The 20,072-nt window shown below is 45.0% G+C and carries 18 protein-coding genes; 12 read left to right on the forward strand and 6 right to left on the reverse strand.

What is annotated here, in order from left to right:
- Positions 1-4: 4 nt before the first annotated feature.
- The gene (locus tag QUA78_RS05795; protein WP_333303183.1) at positions 5-985 is read right to left on the reverse strand and encodes an ABC transporter substrate-binding protein; all 981 of its coding nucleotides are present in this window, start codon (positions 983-985) and stop codon (positions 5-7) included.
- A 35-nt stretch (positions 986-1,020) separates the two neighbouring features.
- Positions 1,021-1,236: a hypothetical protein gene (locus tag QUA78_RS05800; RefSeq protein ID WP_333303184.1), complete on the reverse strand. Its 216-nt coding sequence runs from the start codon at positions 1,234-1,236 to the stop codon at positions 1,021-1,023.
- Positions 1,237-1,650: 414 nt separating this feature from the next.
- Between QUA78_RS05800 and QUA78_RS05805 the strand changes: the two genes are divergently transcribed.
- The 4 genes from QUA78_RS05805 (at position 1,651) to QUA78_RS05820 (ending at position 6,155) form a co-directional block, all read left to right on the forward strand.
- Positions 1,651-3,222 carry an NAD(P)H-quinone oxidoreductase subunit N gene (locus tag QUA78_RS05805; RefSeq protein WP_333303202.1) on the forward strand — a complete coding sequence of 524 codons (1,572 nt, stop codon included), beginning with the start codon at positions 1,651-1,653 and terminating at the stop codon, positions 3,220-3,222.
- Positions 3,223-3,380: 158 nt separating this feature from the next.
- Positions 3,381-3,986, forward strand: a complete 606-nt coding sequence (locus QUA78_RS05810; RefSeq protein ID WP_333303185.1) for a Uma2 family endonuclease — start codon at positions 3,381-3,383, stop codon at positions 3,984-3,986.
- A gap of 140 nt (positions 3,987-4,126) precedes the next feature.
- Positions 4,127-5,737, forward strand: a complete 1,611-nt coding sequence (locus QUA78_RS05815) for a cyclic peptide export ABC transporter (protein WP_333303186.1) — start codon at positions 4,127-4,129, stop codon at positions 5,735-5,737.
- Positions 5,727-6,155, forward strand: a complete 429-nt coding sequence (locus QUA78_RS05820) for a GNAT family N-acetyltransferase (protein ID WP_333303187.1) — start codon at positions 5,727-5,729, stop codon at positions 6,153-6,155. Before QUA78_RS05815 ends, QUA78_RS05820 begins: the two co-directional genes overlap by 11 nt.
- 2 nt (positions 6,156-6,157) lie before the next feature.
- Here QUA78_RS05820 and QUA78_RS05825 read toward each other — a convergent pair whose 3' ends face one another.
- Positions 6,158-6,517, reverse strand: coding sequence for a Spx/MgsR family RNA polymerase-binding regulatory protein (locus QUA78_RS05825; protein WP_333303188.1), 360 nt, complete (start codon positions 6,515-6,517; stop codon positions 6,158-6,160).
- Positions 6,518-6,546: 29 nt separating this feature from the next.
- Positions 6,547-6,990, reverse strand: a complete 444-nt coding sequence (locus QUA78_RS05830; RefSeq protein ID WP_333303189.1) for a DUF4332 domain-containing protein — start codon at positions 6,988-6,990, stop codon at positions 6,547-6,549.
- 399 nt (positions 6,991-7,389) lie between these two features.
- Here QUA78_RS05830 and QUA78_RS05835 point away from each other — a divergent pair, with 399 nt between their 5' ends.
- The 7 genes from QUA78_RS05835 (at position 7,390) to QUA78_RS05865 (ending at position 16,697) form a co-directional block, all read left to right on the forward strand.
- Positions 7,390-8,799: an aminopeptidase P family protein gene (locus QUA78_RS05835; RefSeq protein WP_333303190.1), complete on the forward strand. Its 1,410-nt coding sequence runs from the start codon at positions 7,390-7,392 to the stop codon at positions 8,797-8,799.
- A gap of 184 nt (positions 8,800-8,983) precedes the next feature.
- A complete protein-coding gene (locus QUA78_RS05840) occupies positions 8,984-10,540 on the forward strand; it encodes an adenylate/guanylate cyclase domain-containing protein (protein WP_333303191.1) in 1,557 nt (518 codons plus the stop codon).
- 215 nt (positions 10,541-10,755) lie between these two features.
- Positions 10,756-11,739 carry a GntR family transcriptional regulator gene (locus QUA78_RS05845; RefSeq protein ID WP_333303192.1) on the forward strand — a complete coding sequence of 328 codons (984 nt, stop codon included), beginning with the start codon at positions 10,756-10,758 and terminating at the stop codon, positions 11,737-11,739.
- 163 nt (positions 11,740-11,902) lie between these two features.
- Entirely contained in the window at positions 11,903-12,577 is a 675-nt protein-coding gene (locus QUA78_RS05850; protein ID WP_333303193.1) for a nitroreductase family protein, read from the forward strand.
- A gap of 158 nt (positions 12,578-12,735) precedes the next feature.
- Positions 12,736-14,625, forward strand: a complete 1,890-nt coding sequence (locus tag QUA78_RS05855; RefSeq protein ID WP_333303194.1) for a hypothetical protein — start codon at positions 12,736-12,738, stop codon at positions 14,623-14,625.
- A gap of 169 nt (positions 14,626-14,794) precedes the next feature.
- Complete coding sequence (locus tag QUA78_RS05860; protein WP_333303195.1) at positions 14,795-15,931, forward strand: AAA family ATPase; 1,137 nt, start codon at positions 14,795-14,797, stop codon at positions 15,929-15,931.
- Complete coding sequence (locus QUA78_RS05865) at positions 15,924-16,697, forward strand: hypothetical protein (protein ID WP_333303196.1); 774 nt, start codon at positions 15,924-15,926, stop codon at positions 16,695-16,697. Before QUA78_RS05860 ends, QUA78_RS05865 begins: the two co-directional genes overlap by 8 nt.
- Before the next feature lie 113 nt (positions 16,698-16,810).
- Here the strand turns inward: QUA78_RS05865 and QUA78_RS05870 are convergent, their stop codons facing one another.
- On the reverse strand, positions 16,811-17,452 hold the full coding sequence (locus tag QUA78_RS05870; protein WP_333303197.1) for a Uma2 family endonuclease: 642 nt from the start codon (positions 17,450-17,452) through the stop codon (positions 16,811-16,813).
- A gap of 200 nt (positions 17,453-17,652) precedes the next feature.
- Positions 17,653-18,432 (reverse strand): ABC transporter permease, encoded by a 780-nt coding sequence (locus QUA78_RS05875; RefSeq protein WP_333303199.1) that lies wholly within the window; start codon positions 18,430-18,432, stop codon positions 17,653-17,655.
- 127 nt (positions 18,433-18,559) lie between these two features.
- On the opposite strand from QUA78_RS05875, the gene QUA78_RS05880 reads away from it, so the two are divergent.
- A complete protein-coding gene (locus QUA78_RS05880) occupies positions 18,560-19,717 on the forward strand; it encodes a DegT/DnrJ/EryC1/StrS family aminotransferase (RefSeq protein ID WP_333303200.1) in 1,158 nt (385 codons plus the stop codon).
- Positions 19,718-20,072 lie beyond the last annotated feature (355 nt).

Below are 20,072 nucleotides of genomic sequence, written 5' to 3' on the forward strand. Positions count from 1 at the left end.
CAGGCTAGTAGGGGGGGGTTAAGAAAGAAGAATTGAACAAGGTTTCTAGATTGGGAAGGCGTGTCACATTGCCCGTGCGAATAAAAAAGTCCCCATATTTCTTGGCGTTTTTGGAGATATAATTAGGACTGTCTGATTGAAAGAAGTTTTGATTTTCTGCAAAGTCAGTGAGGTCTATTCCCTCGAAAGAGATTGTCTTGCTGGGAATATTCAACGCTTTGCTCGCGATCTCGTTGCCTTCGGGAATATTTGTTTCCCAATAAGACAAGCCTTGAAGCCAGCCTCGCACAAAGGCGCGAATATCTTCGGGGCGATCGCGTATCACCTCACCCCGAAACGCGACCAAATCTAAAATTAAGCCTGGGGTTTGTTTGCTGGTAAAGAGGATATGCGCGCCTAATTTTAATGCTTCAGAAAGATGCGGTTCCCAAGTGTGTCCTGCTTGAATAGCATTGTTTTGTAAGCGCTCGGGAACTTCTAAAGCCTCGACTTTAACCAGCCTAACATCATCGCTCGTCAGCTTAGAGGTTTTCAACATCTCAGTAACGAAAACTTCGCTAAAGCTGCCTAGATGTGCACCAAGTTTTTTTCCTTTCAAGTTAGGGATTGTTTTAATCTCCGATTGCGCGACTACCACATCTGCACCTGTCGATTCATCCACAACCATCACAGCTTGCATATCAGGATTTGTGGCACTCAAGATGATAAAATCGCCCAAGGTCAATCCGATCCCATCATACTTCCCTGCACTGAAATCCGCGTCTTGCAATTGTGAGTAGTCTACATAGCTCAGTTTCACGTCTATTCCTTGCGCTTTGAAGAATCCTTTCTCTTGAGCAATGATGAGAGGTGTATAGCCAACAAAAGGAACACAAGATACTTTTAGGGGAGGACGTTTTACTTTTAGAGGCTCCCGAAAATGACAAGCAAACAGCAGCCAGCAGGTAATAATAAAGATACAGATGTAATTGAGTAGTTTAGACATACTATCTAGAGCATTCCTGGTGTAGAAAAGGCGACTCATATTTTCTTGAGCCCGATCGACCTAAGTGCATCCTCCGCAATCGCCGCTAAACCTGTTCCGGTGGCGATATCTAGAACAAGCTTGCTCGATCGCACTTTTATCAATTTTACTAACCGAGTTGCAGCCTGTTTGTGAAATTCATTCTCGTAGTCGGGGCGGTTGTTGAACTCATTGAGAATCTGCAGTTTGTAGGCACTTAGCGAGTCAGTCATGCCGAATTACTGGTTTAACTTTCTACATTGTGGCAGTTATGGTCGATCGCGACGATAGCCGCCGGTGACATCAGTCAATCGATTTTAGATTTGAGATTTGAGATTTGAGATTTTAGAATTGAAGGATTGACCCCACGGATAAATTCGGGGGCTCCTTTATCGGATACAGGTTTTTTATTTCTGGACGGATGAATCCGGGGGCTTGTATCCTGGATGCTTTCGGTCGGCAATCTCTACAATGCCCGCAAATGTATGCAAAACCGCTACCGAGTATCCACTCCCCCGCAACAAACACCCACCCAACTCGGCTTGCGAAGCTCTAATCCGCTACAATCTGTGTTTGGTAAAGAATTTTTACAAGTTCACAGCCCATTACAGCCTTTGCGGCTTGTACTACCCAACCTGCCTGAAAATATGGATTTTGCTACTCTTGCTGCCCAGCTAAATGCTGGAACTATCTTGCCAGAGGGAATTGTCATCATCACCCTCTTGGTGGTTCTCGTCGGCGATTTAATCGTAGGCCGCAGTTCCTCGGGTTGGACTCCCTACGCTGCCGTTGCGGGTTTGCTGGCCGCCGTCGCTGCCTTGTTTTTGCAGTGGGACAACGTTGATACCATCTCGTTTCTAGGCGGTTTTAACAGCGATGCCTTGAGTTTAGTGTTTCGTGGCATTATCGCTTTGACTGCGGCTGTCACTATTTTGATATCCGTCCGCTATGTACTGCAAACTGGTACTGCTTTGGCGGAATTTATCGGCATTTTGCTAACCGCTACTTTGGGGGGAATGTTCCTCAGCGGCGCTGATGAATTGGTGATGATTTTTATTTCGTTGGAAACTCTGAGTATCTCGTCTTATTTACTGACGGGTTACACAAAACGCGACCCGCGTTCCAATGAAGCTGCTTTGAAATATTTGTTAATTGGGGCGTCTTCTTCGGCGGTGTTTCTCTACGGGCTTTCGCTGCTGTACGGGTTGTCGGGCGGCGAAACTAAGTTAAGTGCGATCGCAGCTAACCTTTCTACTGTGAATGAAGGTCAATCTCTCGGTTTGGTGATTGCTTTGGTTTTTGCGATCGCCGGAATCGCCTTCAAAATCTCTGCGGTTCCCTTCCACCAATGGACTCCTGACGTTTACGAAGGTTCTCCTACACCCGTTGTTGCCTTCCTTTCTGTCGGTTCCAAAGCAGCCGGTTTTGCCCTAGCAATCCGCTTGTTAACAAGTGCTTTCCCCGCACTTACCGAACAGTGGCACTTCGTATTCACGGCCTTAGCCATTCTCAGCATGGTGTTGGGAAATGTGGTTGCCCTCGCCCAGACTAGCATGAAGCGGCTTTTGGCTTATTCGTCGATCGCCCAAGCCGGTTTTGTAATGATTGGTTTGGTTGCAGGCACAGAAGCCGGTTACTCCAGCATGATATTTTATCTGTTGGTTTACGTGTTTATGAACTTGGGCGCTTTCGCCTGCATCATTCTGTTCTCCCTGCGGACTGGAACCGACCAAATTAGCGAATACTCGGGTTTGTATCAAAAAGACCCGCTGCTAACTTTAACGTTGAGTATTTGCCTGCTTTCTCTCGGCGGAATTCCGCCCCTGGCTGGATTTTTCGGCAAAATCTATCTGTTCTGGGCCGGCTGGCAAGCTGGACTTTACGGCTTAGTTATCCTGGGATTAATTACTACTGTGGTTTCGATTTACTACTACATCCGTGTTGTCAAGATGATGGTAGTGAAGGAACCTCAAGAGATGTCAGAAGCGGTGAAAAATTATCCCGAAGTTCGCTGGAATCTTCAGGGAATGCGGCCTTTGCAGGTCAGCGTTGTACTCACGTTAGTTGCGACCAGTTTGGCGGGAATTTTGTCTAATCCTTTGTTTAATTTAGCAAACGATTCTGTCACCAAAACTCCCATGTTGCAGTCAGCATTGAGTCATGTTATACCGATTTATGCAGCGAAAGTTGAATCTAATTTGTTGTCTCGCCGGGATTAAGTTTACCTGGTTTTGAAATATTGAAACGCGCCTAGCTTTACTTTGTGAAGTTGGGCGTTTCTTTTTTGGTGTGATATACTGTCAATTATGATTTTTAACCGCAGATGTAGGCAGATTAACGCAGATTAACGCAGATAAAGGTTAGTACAGAGGCAACAATGTTAGTACAAAGTAAGGAAAAGTTTTATTCTCCAGATGAGTACCGGGAGTTAGAGGAAACTGCTGAGTTTAGAAATGAATACCGCGATGGAGAAATTGTACAAATGAGTGGGGGTAGTATTAATCACAGCCGGATTATCCGAAATTTGAGTAGAGTCTTGGGAAATTTGTTTGAGGGGCAGCCCTATGAGCTTTTTCACAACGATTTGCGGTTGTGGATTCCTCGGTACCGACGGGGAACTTACCCGGATGTGATGGTTATTGAAGGAGAGCCAGTTTTTAACGAGGGACGGAGTGATGAGATCCTCAATCCGATGCTCATTGTGGAAGTGCTTTCTAAGTCTACCAATAATTTCGATAAAGAGGATAAGTTTCGGTTTTATCGCTCGATTCCTGAATTGCGGGAATATGTATTAGTGAGCCAATATGAGTTTTTGGTCGAACAGTATATTAAAACTGAATCGAATGAGTGGTTATTTAGGGAATATGAGGGAGAAACAGCAACAGTTTCTTTTGCTTCGGTGGGAGTGCAAATGTCGATGAGTGAGATTTATGTAAAAGTAGTATTTGAAATCCAGGAAACGGAAGTACAAGAAGAAAATTAATGCTATTGGGGGATGCGAATATCAAGAGACCCGGGTTTGGAATCAAATTTATTCAGTTGTAATCGAGATTGTTACCAAGAAGTCGGGGATTGGGTGGGTTTGCACCTGAGTTTCAAAATTTAAATTAAGAGTAAAATTAGATGAATGTAATTTGGTTACTATTAAAGGCTTCTTGGTTAAATGTTTCCATCGCCATACTCACAGGCTTAATCAGCGGCGGTTGCAGCGCTATGTTAATTTCCCTAATTAATCGGGCAATCAGCGACAATTCAAATCAGAATTTAGTCTGGTATTTTGCCGGATTAGCAGTTTTGGCTCTCGTCGCCGGAGTCATATCGCAATTTTTGTTAATCTACCTTTCTCAAGAAGCGGTTTATAATTTGCGTCTGAGTTTGAGTCGCGGGATTTTGTCTACTCCTTTGCGGAATTTGGAAGAGTTGGGCGCTAACCGCTTGCTGGCAACTTTGACTGATGATGTGGGAACGCTTTCTAATACTATATTTTTGATTCCTTTTCTCTGTGTTGATATCGCCGTTGTTGTCGGCTGCTTAACTTATTTAAGCACGATTTCTGGTACGGTTTTTGTCGTTGTATTTGGTTTTCTGGTGCTGATGATTGGGACGGTGCAGTTGTTGCTCAACAAAATGCGGAAATTCTTCGATTTAGCCAGAGAAGAACAAGATATATTATTTAAGCATTTTCGCAGTATTACTGATGGAATTAAGGAACTTAAACTGCATTCCTTGCGCCGCCAAGAGTTTTTTACGGAAGAATTGCAGGTGAGTGCTGATGCTTCCCGCGATTATAACGTCACTGCTTTGAATACTGGTGCAGTTGCGATCGGAGTGGGTCAGTTGTTATTTTTTATGCTGATGGGTTTGCTGCTGTTTGCTTTGCCGAAATTTGTGCCAGTTTCTACACCTGTTTTGTCAGCTTACATTCTGACAAGTACCTATTTAATGTCTCCGTTTCAAAATATTTTGCAAAGGTTGCCGGCGATTTTTCGGGCTAATACTTCTGTGGAAAAGATAGAGAGAATGGGATTAGCTTTGGCGAGTCAAGCTGAGATAAATTCAACGGTTAAACTGCCTGACACGGCTAAGTGGGAGACGCTGGAGTTAAATCGAGTAATTCACAGCTATCCGGGAGAAAAAGAAGACAGCAATTTTATTTTGGGCGAGCTGAATTTGAAGTTTCATCCGGGTCAATTGGTGTTTATAATTGGCGGTAACGGTAGCGGCAAGTCTACTTTAGCTAAGCTTATCACTGGTTTGTACATTCCTGAATCGGGAGAAATTCTCCTAGATAGCCAGCCAATTACTGATGAAAATAGAGAGTGGTACAGACAGCATTATTCTGCGATTTTTTCGGACTTCTATCTGTTTGAAAGGCTTTTGGGGATGACTAATCACGATTTGGACAAGCAGGCGGCTGAATATTTGCGAGAGTTTCATTTGGAAAATAAAGTTCAGGTGAAAGATGGAGTTTTGTCAACTACGGCTTTGTCTCAGGGACAGCGAAAGCGGCTGGCTTTGCTGACGGCGTATTTGGAAGATAGACCGATTTATTTGTTTGATGAATGGGCTTCGGATCAAGATCCGTTTTTCCGGGAGATTTTTTACAAGCAGTTGCTACCGGAGTTGAAGCGGCGGGGGAAAACGGTGTTTGTGATTAGTCACGATGACCGCTATTTTGATTTAGCCGATCGCGCAATTAAACTAGATTACGGTAAAGTAGAGTATGACCGATAAAATGGATAACTACCGAATTGTCGAAACTTTGACTGACAGCCAGGTTTCCGACTTGATGGATTTGTACAAAAACGAGTTTTGGAGCGACAAGCGGACGCGGGAGGATGTTGTGAAAATGCTGGCTTCTACTGATGTTATCATTGGTTTGGTCGATGAGTGCGATCGACTAATTGGTATTAGCCGCGTCATTACCGATTTCGTATACAGAGCCATGATTTTTGATGTCATCATCAAGCCGACACACAGAAAGATGGGACGGGGTGCGAAGTTGATGGATGCTGTTTTAAGTCATCCTGAACTGCAAGCTGTCGAGCATTTTTATCTTAATTGTTTGCCGAACATGATGCCGTTTTACGAGCGTTGGGGTTTCTCAGATGATGTGGGCGAACTTAAGTTTTTGCGGCGAACAACAGGCTGAACTCAGCCCTTTGAAAGCTCCAATTTTTCTCGAATTGTGTCTTCTTTGAAACCTACTAAAACAGCAGTTCCATCTTTAACGAACAGAGGACGTTTTAGCAGCATCGCATCCTTAGCAAAAGCCTCCACCCACTGTTCGCTAGTCCAATTATTTTTGTCATCGCCCAAAGCGCGATAAGATTGACCGGAAGTATTTCGCATAGGTTTAAAACCCAAAGCAGCTACCCAGCTTTGAATTGTTTCGCGAGTCGGCGGCTGTTCTTTTGTGTTAATAAACTCGTAATTAACATCGCTATCTTTGAGCCACTGGAAAGCTTTTTTGCAGGTTCCGCAGTTCGGGATTCCGTAAACTTGAAGAGACATAATAATGACTGCTAACTAATGACTAATGACTAATGACTACTGACTAATCTAGCTTGTTGAACCCATTTTTGCACGCGATCGACCGAAGGAGTCAAGTCATTGCGCTGCATTGTCGCTACGTGCAGTCTTAATATTTGTTGGTGCAATCTCTCCACGGGCATTTGAGCTAATTGAGCCGGAGAAGCAACCCCCGCATGAAGTAACAGCCCGCAATACTGACACCCTACACTCGGAATTCGAGCCAAATTTGCCATCGCTACCCATTTATTAACATATTGAATGTTAATCTGTAATTGATGCGCTAGTAACGCTTTCGCAGCGGGTGTTTTGGTCATGCGAATTAGTTGTTCGGTTGTGGTGATGCTGCACTCTTCCAGTTGAGATTGGTTTTCCTTGCTCAATCCCGGTAAGTGTGCGATCGGCCAGTCGCGTAGTTGCAAGGAAGTTTGAGGAGCTTTATGAGCAGTTTTCATGTTTTTTTCTGTACATTTTACTTATACTTTAAAGTCTAAAATATAAAACAGTCAATAGAGGCGATCGCTCATGTCACAAAATCTACAAACACCAGACCAACAAATTTGGCTGATTGCGGGTATTGCCACCGACGATGCTAATTGTCGGCGGAGTCGCACTTCCAGCCTTTTTGTCCTAGCAGTCTGACAGTGTTATTACTGAACAAAATCATGCCGACGATCGCGACAAATACGAGCTAAAAAGCCCCAAAACAGATGATAGCAAGGAAGAAGATAAAGATGAGACTTTTCCCCAAAATGACGGCAAACTTGGCAGTCAGGACTTTAATGCTTTAATGCCGAGAATTAAAAAACTCTCGGCTTACTGCAAACCAAACTCAAAATAATTGGTTTTTACCCATGGAAATTACAAAAAGTGATAAGTTTTTAGTAAATAGTTTACACCAACGGCGGCAAAAACTAGCCAGTTTAATTGATTTTCCTACAATTCTCTGGTCGGGCCGCAGCATTCCTCGCAACTATCCGGCTCTGACTTTTCCTTTTCGCGCCAGCAGTCACTTTCTATATTTTGCTGGTTTGCCCTTAGAAAATGCTGCCATTCGCTTAGAATCGGGCAAATTAGAGCTGTTCTTAGATGACGCACCTGCTAGCAGCACTCTTTGGCACGGAGAAATGCCGAAAAGAGCAGAAATTGCCGAACTAATTGGGGCTGATGCTGCTTTCCCAATGGCCGAATTGAAATCGCGATCTACAAATGCAGCAACGATCGCCGTTCAGGATTCTTGGACTCAGTTGCAACAGTCTCAAATTCTCGTAGCTTGCGGGGCGGGACGCCATCGCCCTCTGGCACCGCCCAAATCGCCAACCGGAATTGACCTAGAATTAACCAAGGCGATCGTATCTCTGCGCCTGAGCCACGATGCAGCCAGTTTAGCCGAATTGCGTCAAGCTGCGGCTGTCACCATAGAAGCTCACAAAGCGGGAATGGCGGCAACTGGAAATGCTCAAATTGAAGCAGGGGTGCGCGCTGCAATGGAAAGTGTCATCATCTCGGAAAACATGACCTATGCGTATCCTAGTATCGTGACTGTGCATGGAGAAGTGCTGCACAGCGCACATTATCACAATCCCCTACAAACAGGAGATTTGTTGTTAGCAGATGTCGGTGCAGAAACATCAACGGGATGGGCGGCTGATGTGACTCGCACTTGGCCGGTGTCTGGCAAGTTTTCTCCGACTCAAAGAGCGATTTATGATGTAGTTTTGGCAGCGCACGATGCTTGTATCGATCAAATTAGTCCGGGGGTGGAATATCAAGATATTCACCTGTTAGCTGCTCGAATTATGGCGGAAGGCTTGGTTGATTTAGGTATCTTGCGGGGGAATGTTGAAGATTTGGTAGAAATGGATGCTCACGCGCTGTTTTTTGTTCACGGTATCGGACATTTAATCGGTTTAGATGTTCACGATATGGAAGATTTAGGAGATTTGGCTGGCTATGAAGAAGGAAGAGCCAGAAGCAGTCGGTTTGGGTTGGGATTTTTGCGCCTAAATCGAGTTTTGCGTCCGGGAATGCTGGTATCGATCGAACCGGGATTTTATCAAGTTCCGGCAATTTTGAATAACTCGGAAAATCGCGCGAAATATGAAGATTTCGTAAAGTGGGAGGAGTTGGAAAAATTCGCAGATGTGCGGGGAATACGCATAGAAGATGATATACTTGTCAGCGAAGAGGGCAGAGAAGTATTGACAGGGAAATTGCCGACAAAAGCTCCGGAGATTGAGGAGTTAATTGCGGTAAATACGTAAGTAGAGCCGAGTTCGATCGCACATATGCAGTTTCATCAGGGGTGAAAAAAAATAAAGAAAGATGAATAAAGGTTGGCAAACAAGTCTTTTGATATTAGTTAAAAAAGTGATCTCGCAAGTCAGAAAATTCGCAGCAATAATACTTCCACGCAGTGTTCGTAAACCTATATCCTCGCGGCCTCCGATGCAAGCTGCACCTTTGCCCAGCAACGAAGAAGAGAGGGTAGAAGCACTTCACCGCTACAACATTCTCGACACAGAAGCCGAAGCAGCTTTTGATGATCTAACAGCTTTAGCATCTTATATTTGTGGCACTCCGATTGCTTTAGTAAGCTTAATAGATTCTAACCGACAGTGGTTTAAATCAAAAGTTGGTCTGGAAGCGCCCGAAACTCCGAGAGAGTTAGCTTTTTGCGCCCACGCTATTTTAAATCCTAACGAATTGCTAGTTGTACCCAATGCTCTAGATGACGATCGCTTTGTCGGCAATCCGCTAGTAACTTCCGATCCAAATATTCGGTTTTATGCTGGAGCCCCGCTAGTAACTCCTGACGGTTATCCGATCGGCACTTTGTGCGCGATAGATACAGTTCCTCGTCATCTCACCCCACAACAGCTAGAAGCGCTGCGGACTTTAGGACGGCAAATTATTAGTCAAATGGAGTTGCGGATTAATCTAACTAAATTAAAGCGCGCACAGATCAAGAACAAACAAGTAGAAGAAAAACTGCGTTCTACCGACGAGCAAATTGTCAATTTTTTAGAAGGAATGAGCGATGCTTTTTTTGCTTTCGACACCCAGTGGCGATTTACTTACGTCAATTACAAAGGATCGCAATTTTTGAAGCGCTCGCAGGAAGAACTTTATGGTAAAAATTTTTGGGAAGAGTTTCCCGAATTCGTGAATTCTGATTTTTATAAAGAGTATCATGAAGCTGTAGCCAAACAAATTGGAGTGGCTTTTGAAAAATATTATCGTCCCTTAAAAGTGTGGCTGGAAGTCCGGGTTTTTCCTTCTCACGACGGAATTTCTGTTTTTTTTCACGACATAACCAAGCGCAAGCAGATGGAATCTGCACTCAGGAAAGAACAGAAAAAAACTGAAAGTTTACTGCTAAATATTTTGCCAGAACCGATCGCCGACAGGTTGAAGTACCAACCGGGGGTGATTGCAGATAAGTTTGAAAACGCAACAATTCTTTTTGCTGACTTGGTGAATTTTACCCAAATTTCTACCACCATGTCCGCAACTAAATTAGTGTACTTGCTGAATGAAATTTTCTCAGCTTTTGACCAACTGAGTGAGAAGCACGGCTTAGAAAAAATCAAGACGATCGGGGACGCTTACATGGTAGCAGGCGGCATTCCCATTCAACGCCCAGACCACGCAGAGGCGATCGCCGAAATGGCGCTGGATATGCTAGCAGCAATTAAGGAATTAAATGTGAAGCTAGACGCGAAATTTGACCTCCGCATTGGGATTAATAGCGGCCCGGTGGTAGCGGGGGTAATCGGGACTAAAAAATTCATTTACGATTTGTGGGGAAATGCCGTGAATACAGCCAGCCGCATGGAATCTCACGGCATAACAGGTCGCATTCAAGTCAGCCACTATACTTATGAGTTGCTGCAGGATAAATATGAATTTGAAGATCGCGGTGAGATCGAGATTAAAGGTCAAGGGGAAATGCGGACTTATTTGCTGACGGGCCGAAAAACAGCAAGCGATCTCAAAATTTGAGAGTAAATAAAACTAAGAGTTGAAAGTACCTGATTGTTGAGGGAAACTCCGGAGGCTGCGATTAATCGCCTCTTTGGCGCGATCGCCCTGTGCCAGAACGGCTGCTGCAGATCAACCAAATAAGATTATGCTATAGACAGAGATATCGGAGCAATCCTAGGCGCGGTACTCGACCTTATAAAAATACTAAGTTGAAGTCGTCGGAGCCTTTAATAATGGTTCAATTTCATATTCAAACAGATAGCGATATTCCAGCATCCACCCAACTATTCAATCAAATCAGGTTTGCGATCGCCTCGCGACAATTTCCGCCCGGACACCGCTTGCCCAGCACCAGACAGCTAGCCATGCAGACGGGTTTGCACCGCAACACCATCAGCAAAGTATACCGCCAGCTCGAAAATACCGGACTCGTAGAAGCCCAAGCAGGATCGGGCATTTACGTCCGCGCCCTAGGCAACGAAGGCGGCAACAAACTCAAATCTCCGATCCTCGAAGAATATCCTCTTGCCAACAAAATAGTGCAAGGAAGTATCGATCAACTGCTGGGACAGGGCTGTACGCTCAACCAAGCGAGGGAATTATTTTTGGCCGAAATTGACTGGCGGCTCAGGTGCAGCGCCCGAGTGGTCGTCACAGCCCCCACAGAAGACATCGGCGTGGGTGAACTGATGGCGAAAGAACTCGAACAAGCTCTTCGCATTCCCATACAGTTAGTGCCGATGGAACAGCTAGGTACTTTTTTGGATCAAATCTCTTCGGGAACTGTGATCACGAGTCGATATTTTATCGGAGAAGCAGAATCGATTTCGGCACCGCGTTCGGTGCGAGTTATTCCTGTAGACATCTACGACTACAGCCAGGAAATCCAGTTAGTCGGGGGTTTGCCGAAAGACAGTTATTTGGGTCTCGTCAGCCTGAGTCCGGGAATGCTGCGATCGACCGAAGTCATCATCCACAGCATCCGGGGAGAGGATTTACTGGTGATGACGGCCTTGGTGTCAGACGACTACAAGATTAACTCGATCGTGCGATCGGCCAGAACAATTTTTTGCGACCAACCGAGTTTTGCTACAGTAAAAGCTGCCATCAATGCGGCTAGAGAAGATATTATTCGTCCCCCGCAACTGATATGCTCCGAAAATTACATCGGCTCTAAGTCCATTAATTTGCTCAAGCGCGAGTTGGGCTTGGGGTGAAGAAGGAAGAAGGCAGAAGGCAGAAGGCAGAAGGCAGAGGGAAGAAGGCAGAGGGAAGAAAAACAATTCAACTTTTTTAAGTTACCAATCCCAATGCCCAATGCCCAATGCCCAATGCCCAATGCCCAATTACCGATTACCAATTACCAATTACCAATTATCCATGACAATTGAAATCCAACCTTCAATTAATGTTAAAACGGCGATCGAAAGCCGGCGGGCCGCGCGCAGCTTCAAACCCGATGTCATTCCCCCAGCAATATTGGCAGAGATTTTGCGATTGGGAGTGCGATCGCCCTCGGGTTACAACTTGCAGCCTTGGCGGTTTATTGTACTTCAAGACCCAGCCAGCAAAGAAAAATTAAAAGCTTGCGCTTTCGATCAGCGCCAAGTGGTAGAAGCCCCAGTAGTATTAATCTGTTGTGGCGATCGGCGCGCCGGTGAACCCGAAAACACCGAAGCCGTCATCGAATTGGGGAAAGCCACAGGGGCAATGAATGACAATTTAGCCGGTTATATGCGACAAGCAATCCCGCAATTGTTCGAGAACCGTCCCTGCTTCGACTCCCTAGAAGCTTGGACAAACAGACATACAATGCTCGCAGTAGCTCACTTAATGATTGCAGCTAAAAGCTTTGGGGTAGACAGTTGTCCGATGGAAGGTTTTGTCGGCGCTAAGGTGAAAGAAGCCTTTCAAATTCCCGAAGAAGTAGATGTTTGCTGTTTGCTGCCGCTTGGTTATGCAGCAGAACCTTTGAAACAATACGGCGGGCGTTTTGACGTGACTCAAGTTTATTACAGTGAAAGTTACGGAGAGACATTGCAAGTTGAGATTTGAGAGTTAAGATTTGGTTGCAACTTGAATTTTAAGAGTTAAGATTTGGAATGAATCGGTGTCAAAGTTCAAACAAATCAAAAATCCCGACAGTTCTGCAATCTAAAATCTAAAATTCAAAATCTAAAAGCGAAAGTGGTGATATCAGACAGAGGAAAAATATGACAGTAGCAGCGCGACAAAGCAACGCCCAAATTCTAGAAGTAAAGTTGCAGCAGCACTTGCAAGCAGCCGGATTTAAAAATTTACCGCTTTATATTAGTTGCGATTTTCGAGATGACTCTTTAACGGTTGTGGGAGAACACCCGCGCAGTTTAGTTCTCAAAGCCAAACCGACTTTTGCGGTGCTAGAAGCAGCAATTATCGAAATTGAACCGGAATCTATTCAACAGATTGGACTTTGCCTAAAAATTACCGGGCAAAAACAGCCTTATGCTTTCCATTCTTTTACCATGCACCAGCCTGTTTTGTCTAGACCCAAAACAGTGCAGTTGTTCAAAAAAACAGAGAATATCCCCGCAGCAGAAACCGGGATAGTCTTAACAGAAAATGCAGCCCAGACGGCGGATGTAGAGGAGGATATACCGTTAGAAACCGATGGGAAAGATGCGTGGGATGAAGAATATTTCCCCAATTTGTCTGAGAGTTCCAGCAATTCCGATCCGATCGCCTTTAAGGTAGCTGCAATACCGACAGATATTGCAGACAATCCCTTCAATCCGCTGGATATGGAAGCGGTAACAGTTGCCCAAAAACCCAAGCATTCACCGTTTGCGATGCTGGCTGCAGCAGGAATGGTCAGCATGGCGGCGCTAATTTTGGCAGGCGGTTATTATATGCTGAGCCGCCCCTGCGTCATCGGAGAATGTACTGCATTAGCTAATGCCAAGCAGTTGAGCGAGAATTCGACGAAGACGCTGAAAACGTCAAAAGTTGCCAACAGTCCCCAAGAAGCGCAGCGACAGTTAAAACAGGCGATCGCCCTTTTAGAACCGATTCCCTCATGGTCAATTCATCGCGGTGAAGCTCAAAGCGCCCTGGAAAACTACCGGAAGCAAAATCAGAATTTAAACTCTGCGATCGATGCAGGGCGCTTCGCACAGTCGGCAGCCCAGAAAACCCAAAATCCGCCTTATTCGGCCCAGAACGGTCAGGAAGCGCAAGCTCTGTGGCAAAGTGCGATCGCCGAACTCGGAGAAATCCCCACAGACAGCCCAGTGTATCCGTTTGCTCAGAGAAAGTCAAAAGAATACCGGAAGAATGTAGCAACTGGAAATCGGCATTTAAGCACAGAGAAACAAGCCGAAAAAACGCTGCTCGCCGCCAAAAATACAGCTCAAATAGCAGAAGCTCGCGAAGCAGTAGCTCAGACAGCCGAGACTTGGACTCAAGTGCAATCAGGTTGGGAAGAATCCCTCGACATCCTATCAGAAATTCCCACGAGCACGACATCTTACCAACAAGCTAAACTGCTAGTTCCCAAATACGAAATCAAACTTTCAGAAGCTCGCGAGCGCAAAAATGTCGAAGGAATTTCGGAAAATGCGTATACTCAAGCTGTGACTTTAGCAGCGGAAGCTCGAATTTTTGAGGGCAAAAACGCCTGGTTTAAAGCGTCAGAATACTGGCGGAGAGCTTTGAGTTACGCGGAGCAAGTGCCGGCGGCAACTTCATTTTCCGAGAAAGCCCAACCGCTGCTCGCTTCCTACAAAACTTCCTTGCAGCAAGCAGAAGTAAGGTTGCAGGAAGAAAGAAACCTGCAAAAAGCCCGCACGGATTTAGATAGAACTTGTAAAGGCAACCCCAAGATTTGCGACTATACTGTTAGCAAAGGTTTGATTGCCGTGCAGATGACTCCTAATTACGTGCAGAAACTGCAACAAACTTTCATCCAAGCGGAAAACAACAACGCTACTAAGACTCGCCAAGCTGTAGAAAAGCACGTTCAAACTTTGCAAAAAGCCTTGGAGGCGATCGCCGAAAACGCGAAAATCCCGCTGCAGGTGTACGATGCCGAAGGCAAGCGGATTGGGAGTCACGAACCGAAGTAAGCTGTTACGGCATTTAATTTTAGTTTTTGGGGCGGGCTAGAAGCAACGCCCCACTCATTGTTTCAAGAAACATGATTGTTACAATTAAATGCGCGCTAACAACTTAGAACATCCGAACACACGCTACAATTTCGGCAATCAAACTGTATAAAAGGATGTTAGCAATCAAATGCTAGAAAATGTCAAACTTCATAACTTCAAAAGTCATAAAGATACAAAACTTAGTTTAGATAGTTCACGCCTACACGCACTCGTAGGACAAAACAGTTCTGGTAAAACATCAGTGTTGCAAGCATTGCATTATTTCAGCCGGCTTGCTAATTCATCATTTGACAATATTTTTCAGCATGAAAGAGCGCCTCAATTTATTACAACAATTGGGCAAGATAATATGGGTGTTAGTGCAAGTGGTTTTTGGAAAAACCCTGATCGAAATGATTGGGAAGCTTCCTATGACTGGAGACAAGCCGTTACTCAGAAGTGGGTTTTTAGAGCATTGTGGAATGCCGAGCCAAATCAGGAAAATAGGAAAGGAATGTCAAAAGTTTCCTTAATGGATACTCCAGAGCCAATTCAGCAATCTTTGAGAAACACAGTTAATCTTAAACTGGTAGCCAGTAATCTTGCTAAAGCAGCTTACAGTGATGAAATTACACCGCGAGTTGAGTTCGATGGTTCAGGGTTAGCACCTACCTTAGACTATCTTCGTGCCGAAGCTCCAGATAAATTTCAATCTTTACAGGAAATGTTGAAGCGGATTGTACCAGGTGTACGCAAGATAGGGGTAAGGCGAGCTAAAGTTGTGCTCAATCGCCAACGCTTAATCGGAGTCGATGGCAAATCTATCCCCTACGAAGAAAGTCAGGAACTTGTAGGGCAAGAAGTTGTCCTAGACATGAATACTGGTAAGGGTATTCCAGCCCATGCCATTAGCGAAGGAACAATGCTCGCTCTCGGATTACTGACTGTTTTGATGAATCCCAATCAACCTAATTTAGTGTTACTAGATGATGTTGAACAGGGACTCCATCCCAAAGCGCAACGAGACTTAATCGCTGTTTTCAAGGATATTCTTCAAGACAACCCCAATCTGCAAATTATTTTTTCTACCCATTCTCCTTACATTGTGGATCAACTTATTCCTTCTCAAGTCCACGTATTAAGTAACAACAATTCAGGTGTGACTCATTGCAAACGGTTGGATGAACATCCTGATGTAGAATGGGCAAAACAAACTTTAACCACGGGAGAATTCTGGGATGCGGAGGGAGAAGATTGGGTGGTTGCAGGAGAAATCAATGATTGAGTTTGTGGTGATTGTGGAAAGTAGCGCAGATGCAAGAACCGCTACTAAATTAGCCGATCGCATTTTAGTAGAAAAATTTGATTGGTTAGAACCTGAGATGCTGCAACATCTAGTTCAATGGAGTGGTTTAGAAGCTGGCACAGAGAATTCTTGCTGGAAAAATATTAATCAAATTATAGAGAATTTCCAACAAAGCTTAGGATTCCGTCCTCCAAGGTATTTAGGTCATCGTAAAGATGGAGCATTAAAAGCTGATGGTGCAGCCGCTATAAAAATTCTGAATTTAGTACGATTTATTCAAAAAACACGACAGATTGAAGCAGTTCTCCTAATCCGCGATCTAGATAATCAACCTGAACGAAGACAAGGGATCGAGCAAGCGCGTTCAGAACACATCGATCGACAACCTAAATTAGCAATTATTATTGGTACAGCCGATCGAATGCGGGAAGCTTGGGTGTTGAATGGGTTTATTCCATCTAATCAAGAGGAAAAACAAATTCTTCAAGAGATAACGACCGAATTGACGTTTAATCCTTGCGAAGAGTCACACAGGCTACGATCTAACTCATGGGAAGAACCCGATCGCATTAGAAATCCTAAAGTTGTTGTCGAAAAGCTAACAGGTGGCAAGATGGAACGCGAACAACAGTGCTGGGAAGACACGAGTCTGGAACTTCTACGAAAAAAAGGTGTTCATACAGGCTTAACAGCCTATATTAATGAAATCGAGGAACGATTAATTCCAATTATTTCATATGAGTAAAAGAGTAAGTCAGGATTTACGCATCACTTCTATATTGCAGGTTTGCACTGCGCGCCTTACCGCGATGAGTAGCGCGTAAAATTACTTCTTGCATAAGTCCTGTTCATTCAAAACTAATCGGTATCCCCAGCAATTTCACCCGCAGTCAATCCAGCTTGAAAAACTTGTTGCGCCGTCAAATTCAACTCTGGAAAAGCTGCGGATTCGATGTTGTCATCTCCCCGAAATTGACTAACTTCATACTCATCATCAACCAACCGATAAATCGAAATAGTCGGTTGCTTGGGATTCCCGATAAACCTGCGGCCGCCCAAACCGAGATAATCCACAATCCAGTATTCAGGAATCCCGATTAGTTCATATTCGCCCACCTTCCTGATGTAGTCATTTTGCCAATTCGTGCTAACGACTTCAACAACGAGCGGAATTGATGCGCCTTGAGTCACAGTTGAGAACTTTTGCCACAGAGGTTCTGATGCTAAACTTGGGCGGTTTAATATCAAAATATCTGGAGAATAAGCAGAGAGGTTTTCGATCTTTTTAACTAAGGCTTGTTTGGGGAAAATGTACGGAAGTTTTCGCCTTCTGGACTCAGCGTTTAATTCTGAACCTAAAAAACTGATAACTTCTTCATGCTCTCCTAATGGCTGTGACATTTCAACAATCTCTCCATTGTGCAGTTCATAACGTGCATTTTCGGGCTTCCATTCCGCAAATTCTTCAAAAGTTAGCGGTTTAGTTGCTATTTGAATCATGGCTATTCTCCTTAGTGATGACTGGGGCGGGCTATTCGGCTCACCCCACAAGATAACTCACTCTGTGTGGAACAAGCCGGAAAGCCTGTTCAATAAATAAGGCTAAATGCAAGTTCCTACCTACATTATATTACCAATTATCAATGCCCAATTATCAATTCCCAATTCCCAATTCCCAATTCCCAATTCCCAATTCCCAATTACCATTTTATCAATTGTGCATCTTGATTAAAAAACTTCCGGGACAATCCCTCAGTCAACAGCAGAGTTGCGATTAAAGTTGCCAGCGCTAACACAAACATAATCAAAATCTGGTAAGATGCTGCATCGAGAGGACTGACACCGCTCAGCATTTGACCTGTCATCATTCCCGGTAAAGTCACGATTCCTACAACTGTCATTGTGTTTAATGTCGGAATTAATCCAGCTTTGATCGCATCTTTGCGGTACTGCTTTACTGCTTGCTGCGGGGTCGAACCTAAACTTAAATGGGTTTCTATTTCTAACTGGCTGCTATTAACTGTACTGACAAGTCTTTCGCCGGCGATCGCCCCGGAGTTCATGGCATTGCCCAATATCATACCCGCTAAAGGAATCAGGTATTGCGGTTCGTACCAAGGATCAGGTTGCAAAATTAGCAAGTTTGTATAGGCGAGAGTCAAGGCCGTACTGATAAAAATTGAACCCCAAACTAAGGGCAGTAAGTTCTTGATTTTTTTGCTGATGCGGTTGCTGGCAACCATGCTAGCTGTTGTCAGCATGATTGCTAAAACTGCTAAAACCAGCCAAGGATTTTTCCCCTCGGGGTCAAATATGACTGCGAGCACGTATCCGACTAAGATTAGCTGGATCAGGGTGCGCCCTGCGGCGATCGCGATCGCCCCCTCCAATCCCAATCCCTGCCACGCCGAAAGCCCGATCGCGATCGCCACCATCCCCAAAGCCCAACCCAAATCTGTAAAATCTAGCTCAATTAACACCGGAGAACCCTTTCGATAATGTGATTGTTTGCCTGTCCAAATATAAGATATTGCAATAAACGTTTCTGAGAAACAGTTTTGCTGCAAGAATTTGCTTTGATAATGCTTGAAATTTATGGTGTGAAGAGTGAATAATGTTCCCCCCCTCGACTTAACCCGCCAATACGCGCAGATTGGCGACGAGATCACCGCTGCGGTGCAAAAAGTGCTTGCCTCTGGCGGCTACGTAGGCGGCCCAGTCGTGAAGAGTTTTGAACGAGAGTTCGCCGACTACATCGGCGTTTCCGAGTGCGTTGGCTGTAACTCCGGCACGGATGCGCTGATTTTGGCCTTGCGATCCCTCAAAATTGGCCCCGGCGATGAAGTGATTACCACTCCTTTTACCTTTTTTGCTTCGGCTGAGGTAATTAGCGCCGTCGGTGCAACTCCCGTATTTGTTGATATTGACAGCGGGACTTTTAATCTGGATGTCGAGCTCCTCGAAGCGGCAATTACCGACAAAACAAAGGCAATTATGCCAGTACACATCTTCGGCCAACCGGTAGACATGACTCGCCTGATGGAAATTGCGACTCGGCACAATTTAGCCGTAATTGAAGATTGCGCGCAGTCTGTCGGGGCCGAGTGGCAGTCTCGAAAAGTCGGCAGCATCGGCCATGTCGGCTGCTTCAGTTTTTACCCGACCAAAAATTTAGGCGCTTGCGGTGACGGTGGCGCGGTGACGACAAACGATCCTGCCCTCGCAGCTTCGATGCGAGTGCTCAAAGAACACGGACAGTCTTCTAGATATTTCTACGAAGAAATCGGCTACAACAGCCGTTTAGATGCCCTGCAAGCGGTGATTCTTAGCATTAAATTGCGATATCTCGACAGTTGGAACGCCCAGCGACGTTCGATCGCGACACTTTACAGCGAATTTCTCTCCCGCGTGCCCGGAGTTGCCGTTCCCAAAGAATTGCCGGAAGCAAAAGGAGTTTGGAATCAATACACGATCCGGCTGACAAGTCCAGAAGACGCGCAAAATCCCTCTAGCAATTTTCGAGATTGGATGCGGGCTCAGTTGCAGGAATCCGGCATCGGTTCGATGGTTTACTATCCGTTACCTTTGCACCTGCAACCTGTTTACAAATCTTTGGGCTATCTCCCCGGTCAGTTGCCACAGGCCGAGCAAGTTTGTCGCGAGGTCTTGTCTTTGCCGATGTTTCCCGAACTGTCGAGGGATCAACAAAAGCGGACGATTTATGGGCTGAAAGATTGCTTGGCAAAGGCCGATCGCATCCGGTAGCTTTGGCGCGATGGCAGAAGCGAGGCAAATGCAGGAGGAGAAAAGAATTGCAGGGTTGCAGTGCTGTGAGAATGTGCAGCGGTCAGTCGATTTTAGATTTTAGATTTTAGATTTTAGATTTTAGATTTACCCCACAGATAAATCTGGGATCTTGAACTTTGGTCTAAAATTTTTATCTTTCCACGACTTAAGTACGTGGCAGCGTATCCGTTTTTGGGCTGGGTCAGGGAGAGCCGTTAAGTATTTTGACCGATCACTTGTACTTTTATGTACTATATTTAATGAAAAGAAACAAATTTAGGCTAGCAATCCGCCTCGAACGGCTGCATTTTCCGCTCGCCTAAAACTTGCAATG

Source organism: Microcoleus sp. K4-B3, assembly GCF_036704615.1.
In the GTDB taxonomy this organism is placed as follows: Bacteria; Cyanobacteriota; Cyanobacteriia; order Cyanobacteriales; family Microcoleaceae; genus Microcoleus.